7 protein-coding genes and 1 pseudogene are annotated in these 8,615 nt (G+C 71.6%); 5 read left to right on the top strand and 3 right to left on the bottom strand.

All coding sequences use genetic code 11. The features are described from left to right. The 3 genes and pseudogenes from ACI3KY_RS19530 to ACI3KY_RS19540 all read right to left on the bottom strand — a co-directional run. Positions 1-397: pseudogene (locus tag ACI3KY_RS19530) on the bottom strand (HNH endonuclease); the annotation flags it as partial. Between the two features lie 368 nt (positions 398-765). Continuing rightward, positions 766-1,980: an acetyl-CoA C-acetyltransferase gene (locus tag ACI3KY_RS19535; protein ID WP_404931791.1), complete on the bottom strand. Its 1,215-nt coding sequence runs from the start codon at positions 1,978-1,980 to the stop codon at positions 766-768. A 123-nt stretch (positions 1,981-2,103) separates the two neighbouring features. Continuing rightward, positions 2,104-3,375, bottom strand: coding sequence for an acyl-CoA dehydrogenase family protein (locus tag ACI3KY_RS19540; RefSeq protein ID WP_404931792.1), 1,272 nt, complete (start codon positions 3,373-3,375; stop codon positions 2,104-2,106). A 109-nt stretch (positions 3,376-3,484) separates the two neighbouring features. On the opposite strand from ACI3KY_RS19540, the gene ACI3KY_RS19545 reads away from it, so the two are divergent. The 5 genes from ACI3KY_RS19545 (at position 3,485) to ACI3KY_RS19565 (ending at position 8,571) form a co-directional block, all read left to right on the top strand. Next, positions 3,485-4,147: a QsdR family transcriptional regulator gene (locus ACI3KY_RS19545; RefSeq protein WP_404931793.1), complete on the top strand. Its 663-nt coding sequence runs from the start codon at positions 3,485-3,487 to the stop codon at positions 4,145-4,147. Next, complete coding sequence (locus tag ACI3KY_RS19550) at positions 4,144-4,578, top strand: acyl-CoA thioesterase (protein ID WP_404931794.1); 435 nt, start codon at positions 4,144-4,146, stop codon at positions 4,576-4,578. The genes ACI3KY_RS19545 and ACI3KY_RS19550 overlap by 4 nt, the downstream gene beginning before the upstream one ends. Positions 4,579-4,677: 99 nt before the next feature. After that, positions 4,678-5,715, top strand: coding sequence for a phosphotransferase family protein (locus tag ACI3KY_RS19555; protein WP_404931795.1), 1,038 nt, complete (start codon positions 4,678-4,680; stop codon positions 5,713-5,715). Beyond that, positions 5,715-6,929 carry an acyl-CoA dehydrogenase family protein gene (locus tag ACI3KY_RS19560; RefSeq protein WP_404931796.1) on the top strand — a complete coding sequence of 405 codons (1,215 nt, stop codon included), beginning with the start codon at positions 5,715-5,717 and terminating at the stop codon, positions 6,927-6,929. The genes ACI3KY_RS19555 and ACI3KY_RS19560 overlap by 1 nt, the downstream gene beginning before the upstream one ends. Before the next feature lie 58 nt (positions 6,930-6,987). Beyond that, positions 6,988-8,571: an AMP-binding protein gene (locus ACI3KY_RS19565; RefSeq protein ID WP_404931797.1), complete on the top strand. Its 1,584-nt coding sequence runs from the start codon at positions 6,988-6,990 to the stop codon at positions 8,569-8,571. The last annotated feature ends 44 nt before the right edge of the window (positions 8,572-8,615 follow it).

Below are 8,615 nucleotides of genomic sequence, written 5' to 3' on the forward strand. Positions count from 1 at the left end.
CCGCGAACGCGGCCCGCATGGCGGGGAACTGCGCCGGCAACACCTCCCCCGTGGACAGCGCAACCTGTTGCTGCACCGCACCCGCGGCGGCGATGACCTCGCCTGCGGTGCGCCGCGACACCCGTGTGGCGCGCTGCACGAGTTCGCTCATGGTGCGGCATCCGTACCGCGTCGTGATGCAGTCCGCGTGACCGACACCGCCATCGCGGTCGGTGATCACCGCGACCGCCTCCACCATCACCGCTTCCGCGTGCCGGCGGATCCGGCCCGCCGCCGCCAGCGCGCCGAGCACGCCGGCGTCATTCACACCCCGCAACCCACCCTCGGCGACCGCTGCCGCGGTCACTTTCGCGAGCGCGTCGCCGAGCTCCGTGAGAGCATCGGCGAGGTTCGGCATACCCCCATTCTGACGAGGGCCACCGACATCCGAAGTCCCAGATCAGGCGCCGAAACAAGGCTGTGGACAAGTGTGCTGCAGAAGCCGAGAGAAGCGCTTGTGGAGGAACCGGAGCGCCGACCGGCTGACGTCCGCGCCCGCGTTTCGTCTCGCTCGTTCCTCGCTCGCTCAACGACCGGGTTGCGCGTTTCGTCCCGCGAGTCGGTCGCTGAGCGAGGAGCGCCAGCGACGAGACGAAGCGTCCTCGCTCGCTCAACGACCGGGTTGCGCGTTTCGTCTCGCGAGTCGGTCGCTGAGCGAGGAGCGCCAGCGACGAGACGAAGCGTCCTCGCTCGCTCACGACCGGGACCCATCCACGCCGCCTCAGTTCAGACCCGTTCCAGCACCATGGCCATGCCCTGACCGCCGCCCACGCACATCGTCTCGAGGCCGTACCGGCCCCCCGTCGCCGCGAGGCCGTTGATCAGCGTGGAGGTGATGCGCGCACCGGTCATGCCGAACGGGTGGCCGACGGCGATCGCACCGCCGTGCACGTTCAGGCGCTCCGGGTCGACGCCGAGCTGGCGCGCCGACGGGATCACCTGCGCGGCGAACGCCTCGTTGATCTCGACGAGGTCCATGTCGTCGATCGAAAGCCCCGCGAGCGCCAGGGCGCGACGCGACGCTTCCACCGGTCCGAGCCCCATGATCTCCGGTGAGAGCCCCGAGACACCTGTCGACACGATGCGGGCGAGCGGCTGCAGTCCCAACTCGGACACCACGCGCTCCGACACGACCACGACCGCCGCCGCACCGTCGTTGAGCGGGCAGCAGTTGCCGGCGGTCACCGTGCCGTCGGGCCGGAAAACGGGCTCGAGCCCCGAGAGCCCCTCGACCGTGACACCCGCGCGCGGGCCGTCGTCCGCCGCGACGACCGTGCCGTCGGCGAGCGTGACGGGCGTGATGTCGCGCTCCCAGAAGCCCGACGCGATCGCCGCCTCGGCCCGCTGCTGCGACCTCGCCGCGAACGCATCCTGCTCCTCGCGGGTCACGCCGTGCACCTGCGCGACGTTCTCGGCCGTCTGGCCCATCGCGATGTAGGGGTCTGGCAGCGCTCCGTCGACCCGCGGATCCGTCCACGGTTCCGCGCCCGCGGCCGACCTCGCCGCGGTGCGCTCGAGCGCCGCCGCGAACGCCGGGTTGACCGCCGTCGGAAGATCCGATGCCCCCGCGCCGTACCGCGACACCGACTCGACACCCGCCGAGACGAAGACGTCGCCCTCGCCGGCCTTGATCGCGTGGAACGCCATGCGCGTCGTCTGCAGCGACGAGGAGCAGTAACGGTTGACGGTCGCGCCGGCCACGGCATCCCACCCCAGCAGCACCGCCACGATGCGCGCGAGGTTGAAGCCCTGCTCGCCGGCGGGCTGACCGCAGCCCAGCAGCAGGTCGTCGATGCGCGCCGGGTCGAGTCCGGGCACCTTGTCGAGCGCCGCGCCCACCATGCGCGCCGCGAGGTCGTCGGGTCGCACGTCGACGAGCGATCCCTTGCGCGCGCGCCCGATCGGCGAGCGCGCGGTGGCCACGATGTAGGCCTCGGTCATGATTCTCCTTCGGAGGAAGCGGTCCCCACGCCCCTCCACGCGGCGCTGGCGCGCTGCGCGGAGCCTCCCGCGCGTGGGCCCAGCCGCGGCACGGCGCCGGCGGCAGAACAGACGTGGGACGGGTCAGACGAAAGCGGCGATGCCGGTGATGGCGCGGCCCACGATGAGCGAGTTCATGTCGTACGTGCCCTCGAACGTGTACACCGCCTCGGCGTCGGCGAAGTAGCGGGCGATGCCGTACCCGGCGGGGATGCCCAGCTGCTCCTGGCCCCCGAGCTGCACCCCGTTGCCGCCGCAGATCTCGCGGCAGAGGGCCACGGTCTCGCGGACGCGCGCGCTCACGAACGCCTTCGCCATGGCGGAGTGGTGGTCCTTCTGGACTCCTTCGTCCTGCAGCTGCGAGACGCGCACGCACATGCCGATGCAGGCGGTGATGTTGGCGAGCGCGTCGGCGAGCTTCTGCTGCACGAGCTGGAACGACGCGATCGGCTTGCCGAACTGCACGCGCGCCTTCGCATAGGCGACCGCGCACTCGTACGCCCCGACCGCGACGCCGAGCGCCTGCCACGCGACCTGTGCGCGCGTGAGACGCAGCACGACGGCCAGATCGCGGAACCCGTCGATGCGCTGCAGCCGGTCCCGCTCGGGAACCACGACGTCGGTGAGCACGATGTCGGCGTTCTCGACCGTGCGCAGCGACTGCTTGCGCTCGATCTTCGTCGCCTCGTAGCCCACCGAGGGGGTGCGCACGAGGAAGCCCTTGACCTGCTCATCCGCGACGTCGCGCGCCCAGATCACGACGACGTCGGCGAATGCGCCGTTGCCGATCCAGCGCTTGGCGCCGTTGAGCACCCACTCGTCGCTGCCGTCTGGCCCGACCCGGCGCTCCGCGGTCGTCTCGAGCCCTTTCGCCGTGTCGGAGCCGTGGCCGGGCTCGGTGAGCCCGAAGCACGCGATCTGCTCGCCGCGCGCGAGCACGGGCAGCCATTCGGCGCGCTGCTCGTCCGACCCGCCCACGGCGATCGAGGTCATCGCGAGCCCGCTGTGCACGCCGATGAAGGTGGCCGTCGACGGATCGGCGCGCGAGATCTCCATCGCGACCCAGCCGCGGAAGACGTTGCTGTTCTCGAAGGTGCGCGTCTCGGGGAACGCGTTGCCGTACAGCCCCAGCTCGGCGATCCGCGGCACGAGGTGGCGGGGGCTCTCGGCGCGATCCCAGTGGTCGTCCGCGAACGGCCGCACCTCCGTCTCGAGGAAGTCGCGGATCTCGCGCAGGGCCTGCTGCTCGGCATCCGTGAGAAGGTTCTGGAATTCGTAGAAGTCGGCGTCGAGCACGTCCGCGGGAGCGCCGAGCGCCGCCTCCTGCTCCTGCGGCTCGGTCAAGGTGAACGTCATCGTCTCTCCTTCGGTGGTCGTCCGACGAGTATGCATCACTTTTCAGAACGTTGCACAACACTTTCAGAAACGTTGCAGACTTCGAAGGCCCGAGCGGTAGAGTTCCCGCATGAACTCACCGGCAGCCGCGGCCGCGGCGACCACCCCCGCCACCATCTCGGGTGTGGGGACGAATGCCGCGCCCTCGTGGCTGTCGGAGCGCCTGGCGAGCGGCGCACATCCTGACGCCCAGCGCGCCTTCGAGGCGGCGCGCGCCACGCTCATCTCGGGGCGCCGTATCGACATGACGGCCCTGGCCGCCGGGCTGGGCGTGGACCGCACGTCGCTCTTCCGCTGGGTGGGCAACCGCGATGCGCTGCTGAGCGAGGTGCTGTGGTCGCTCGCGATCCCGACGCTGGTGCAGGCCGAGCACGCGTGCAACGCCCTCGAGGGCGGCGAGCGGGTCGCCGGCATCCTCACGCATTTCGTCGACGACCTCATCACGGCCGACTACTTCCGCTCGTTCCTGCGCCGTGAGCCGGCACGCGCCCTGCGACTGCTCACGACGAAGGAGAGCCCGATCCAGCGCCGGTACGTCGCGACGGCGGACTGGCTGGTGCGCCGCGACCTCGGCGAGGCACCGCTCGGCGGTGCGATCACGCCCGCCGAGCTCGCCTACATCCTCGTACGCCTGTCGGAGTCGTTCACGTACGCGGACCTCATCTCGGGCGACACCCCGAGCGCCGAGCGGGCCCGGGTCGCGTTCCGCCTCATGCTGCGGGTCGGCGAATGAGCACGGCCGCCGGCGTCGTCTACCCGGTGCGCGAGCCGTTCCCCACCCGGTGGAACGACAACGACCAGTACGGGCACCTCAACAACACCGTCTACTACGCGGCGATGGACACCGCGGTGAACGCTTTCATGATCCGCGACGGCGGCCTCGATCCCCTCGGCGGCGACGCGATCGCGCTCTGCGCGGCCTCGTCGTGCGAGTTCCGCGCGTCGGCCGGCTTCCCCGAGTCGCTCGAGGTCGGCGTCGGCGTCGAGCGACTCGGCACGACCAGCGTCACCTGGGCGCTCAGCATCCTCCGCGCCGGAGAGAACGATCCGATCGCGACCGGCCGCTTCGTGCACGTCTTCGTGGATGCCGCGACCCGGCGCCCGACGCCCGTGCCGGCGTCCGTCCGCTCCGCCATCGAGGACCGACTGCTCGCCGGCGAGTGAGCCCCGCAGCATCTGCGATCGGACGATGCACGCAACAAACCGACCATCCGGTATGCTGAGTCCACCACCCCGCCGACGGGGACGGGGAAGGGGTCGAGGATGACCGGTGTTCCGGGACTGGATGTCGCGGGGTTGACCGCATGGCTGCGCGAGGCGCACCCCGACCTCGCCGCCGACGAGCTCACCGCGGCGGTGATCGCGGGCGGCCGCAGCAACCTCACGTACGCGATCGACGGGGCGCGCATCCCGCTCATCGTGCGGCGCCCTCCCCTCGGGCACGTGCTCTCGAGCGCCCACGACATGCGGCGCGAGCACCGCGTGATCTCGGCGCTCGCGGATACGGACGTCCCTGTCCCCCGCACCGTCGACGTCGTCGACGACACGGCGGCGGGCCGCGTCACCGGCACCGTCTTCTTCGTCATGGAGCGAGCCCCCGGTGTGGTGCTCGCCCGGCCCTCGCAGAACTCCGCCTACACCGCCGCCGGGCTCCGCGGTCTCAGCATGGACCTGGTGCACTGCCTCGCCGACCTGCATGCGGTCGACTCCGCTGCCGTCGGCCTCGCCGACTTCGGCCGCCCCGACGGCTACCTCGCCCGACAGCTCTCGACCTGGCGGCGCCAGCTCGACGCCTCCCGGTCGCGGGCGACCCCGGCGCTCGATGCGCTGCAGGAGTCCCTGGCCGACGGGATGCCGCGTTCCTCGCGCACCGCGATCGTCCACGGCGACTTCCGGCTCGACAATGCGCTCGTGGTGGGCGCGGCCGACGACCCGCGCATCTCGGCCATCCTGGACTGGGAGATGGCGACGCTGGGCGACCCGTTCGTCGACCTCGGCATCTTCGCGCTCTACTGGGACATCTCCGACCTGCCGGGCGGCTTCGCCGGCGCGGTGCCGAGTGCCGTGGACCCCGCCGCCGGCTACCCGTCGTTCGACGAGCTCGTCGAGGTGTACGCACAGCGCGCGGGAATCGGCATCCCGGATCTGCGCTGGTACCGCGCCTTCGCGGCGTACAAGCTCGCGGTGATCCTCGAGGGGATCCACTACCGCTTCCAGGCCGGCGACACCGTCGGCGAAGGCTTCGACCGGATGGGCGCGCTCGTCGAGCCGCTCGCACAGAAGGGACTGGAGGTGCGCTGATGGATTTCGCCCCCGACGCGACGACGCGCGACTACACCGAGAGGGCGCGGGCGTTCCTCGACGAACACGTGCTCCCCGCCGAGCCCGTGCTCGACGAGCAGCTGGCCGCGACGCCCGACGATTGGACCGTCCGCCCGGTGGTGCGCGAGCTCCAGGAGAAGGCCCGGGCGCAGGGGCTCTGGAACCTGTTCCTCCCCGGTCAGCACTCCGGCGACGCCGGCGCGGGGCTGACGAACCTGCAGTACGCGCCGGTCGCCGAGATCACCGGGTGGAGCCCGCGCCTCGCTCCGGCGGCGTTCAACTGCGCCGCCCCCGACACCGGCAACATGGAGGTGCTGAACGACTTCGGCACCCCCGCACAGAAGGAGCGCTGGCTCGAACCGCTGCTCGACGCCCGCATCCGTTCGGCATTCTGCATGACCGAGCCCGAAGTGGCGTCGTCCGACGCGACGAACATCGGCACCCGCATCCGCCGTGACGGCGACGACTTCGTGATCACCGGTCGCAAGTGGTGGTCGACCGGCGCGATGAACCCCGACGCCGCGGTCTTCATCGTCATGGGCAAGACGGATCCGGATGCCCCCCGCCACCGTCAGCAGTCGATGATCCTGGTGCCCCGCGACACGGCCGGGGTGCGCATCGTGCGCCCGCTGAGCGTGTTCGGCTACGACGACCGCGATCACGGCGGCCACGCCGAGATCGCGTTCGACGAGGTGCGCGTCCCCGCCGAGAACCTCATCGCCGGCGAGGGCGACGGGTTCGCGATCGCGCAGGCCCGGCTCGGGCCGGGGCGCATCCACCACTGCATGCGCGCCCTGGGCATGGGCGAGCGGGCGCTGGCGCTGATGATCGAGCGTGCGTCGTCGCGGCACGCGTTCGGTCGCACTCTCGCCGAGCAGGGCGTCGTGCGGGAATGGATCGCCGAGGCCCGCATCCAGCTCGAGGCGCTGCGCCTGCTCGTGCTCAAGACCGCGTGGCTCATGGACACCGTGGGCAACAAGCACGCGATGACCGAGATCCAGGCGATCAAGATCGCGGTGCCCCGCGCGGTGCAGCAGATCATCGACCGCGCCATCCAGCTCCACGGCGGGGCCGGCGTCTCGTCCGACACCCCTCTCGCCGAGCTCTACGCCGGCATCCGGTCGCTGCGCATCGCCGACGGTCCCGACGAGGTGCACCTGGCCGGCCTGGGTCGCGCACAGCTGCGCGGCTGACGGAACGGGATGCCGCGGCATCCCGTTCCCCGAGAAACCGATGTCGAAGGAGACAGCGATGACCCACCACCAGCCCGACCCCGCGATCGACGGCGCGGGATTCGCGACCCTGTCTGTCGCGAGCATCCTCGCCGAATCGGCCGTCCGCCACGCGGACCGGCCCGCGTTCCACTTCGCCGGCACGACGACCACCTACCGCGAGCTGTGGGACCAGACGCGCGCCTACGCGGGTGCGCTGCGGGCCCGTGGCATCGGCCGGGGCGACCGGGTCGCGATGCTGGTGCCGAACGTGCCGGACTTCGCGCGCGTCTATTACGCGGCGCTGTCGCTCGGCGCGATCGTGGTGCCGGTGCATCTGCTCTTCAAGGCGGACGAGATCGCCTATGTGCTGCGCGATTCCGGCGCCGATGTGCTGATCGTCGCCGCCCCGCTGCTCGGCGAGGCCGTACCGGCCGCGACGGCGGCGGGCGTGCCGGTGGTCACCGTCCTGCTGCCCGCCGGTGGGGGCGTCGACCTGCCGCGCCTCGAGGCGGAGGCTGCAGCGGCCTCCCCCATCGCGCGTCACGAGTCGGTCTCGCCGCTGGACGCCGCCACCATCCTCTACACGAGCGGCACGACCGGCACGCCGAAGGGCGCCGTCGGCTCGCACCTGTCCATCGTCGAGCAGGTGCACACCACGCTCATCGACGCGTTCGATCTGGGGCCGGACGACATCGTGTTCGGGGGGCTGCCGCTGTTCCACACCTTCGGCCAGACCGCGGTGATGAACATCGCGCTGCGGGTCGGGGCATCCGTCATCCTCCTCCCCCGATTCGACGCCGACGAAGCGCTCGCCCTCACGACCGCCCTCGGCGCGACGGTGTTCACCGCCGTGCCGACGATGTACGTCGGCATGCTCGAAGCGGCCCGCCGCTCGCCGGCCAGACCCCCGCTGCGTTACGCCGTCTCGGGCGGTGCGGCGCTGCCCGTCGCCGTGCTCGAGGCCTTCCGCGACGCGTTCGGCGCCGACGTGCACGAGGGATACGGGCTCACCGAGACCGCGCCGACCGTGTCGTCGAACCCGCTGCACCAGCCGATCCGGCCGGGGACCGTCGGCCGTGCGCTGTGGGGCGTCGACGTGGCGATCGCCGACCCGGAGGTCGAGGAATCGGTGGTGCTGCTCGAGGAGCCCGACGCGCTCGGCGAGATCGTCGTGCGCGGCCACAACCTGTTCAAGGGCTACCTGGGCCGAGCGGATGCCTCGGCCGCCGCCGTCGTCGACGGGTGGTTCCGCACCGGAGACCTCGGTACGTACACCGACGGGGTGCTCACCATCGTCGACCGCAAGAAGGACATGATCGTGCGGTCGGGCTACAACGTCTACCCCACCGAGGTCGAGGCGGTGCTGGCGCGGCATCCCGGCATCGCCCTGGCGGCCGTGTTCGGCGTCGCCGACGACGTCCGCGGCCAGGAGGTGCACGCTGCGGTGGTCGCGCACGAGGGCGTCGAGCTCGAGCCTGCGGAGGTCGTGGCGTTCGTCCGCGATCGGATCGCCGCCTACAAGTACCCGCGCGTGGTCCACGTCGTACCGTCGCTGCCGCTGGGATCGAGCGGCAAGGTGCTCAAGCGCGAGCTCGTCGCCCAGCACAGCCCCGTCGGCTGACTCGTTGGGCGTCGCGCGGGCTCGGCGCGCCCCGCACGGTACGC

The sequence above is a fragment of the Microbacterium sp. ZW T2_14 genome (genome assembly GCF_044987405.1).
Classification (GTDB): domain Bacteria; phylum Actinomycetota; class Actinomycetes; order Actinomycetales; family Microbacteriaceae; genus Microbacterium.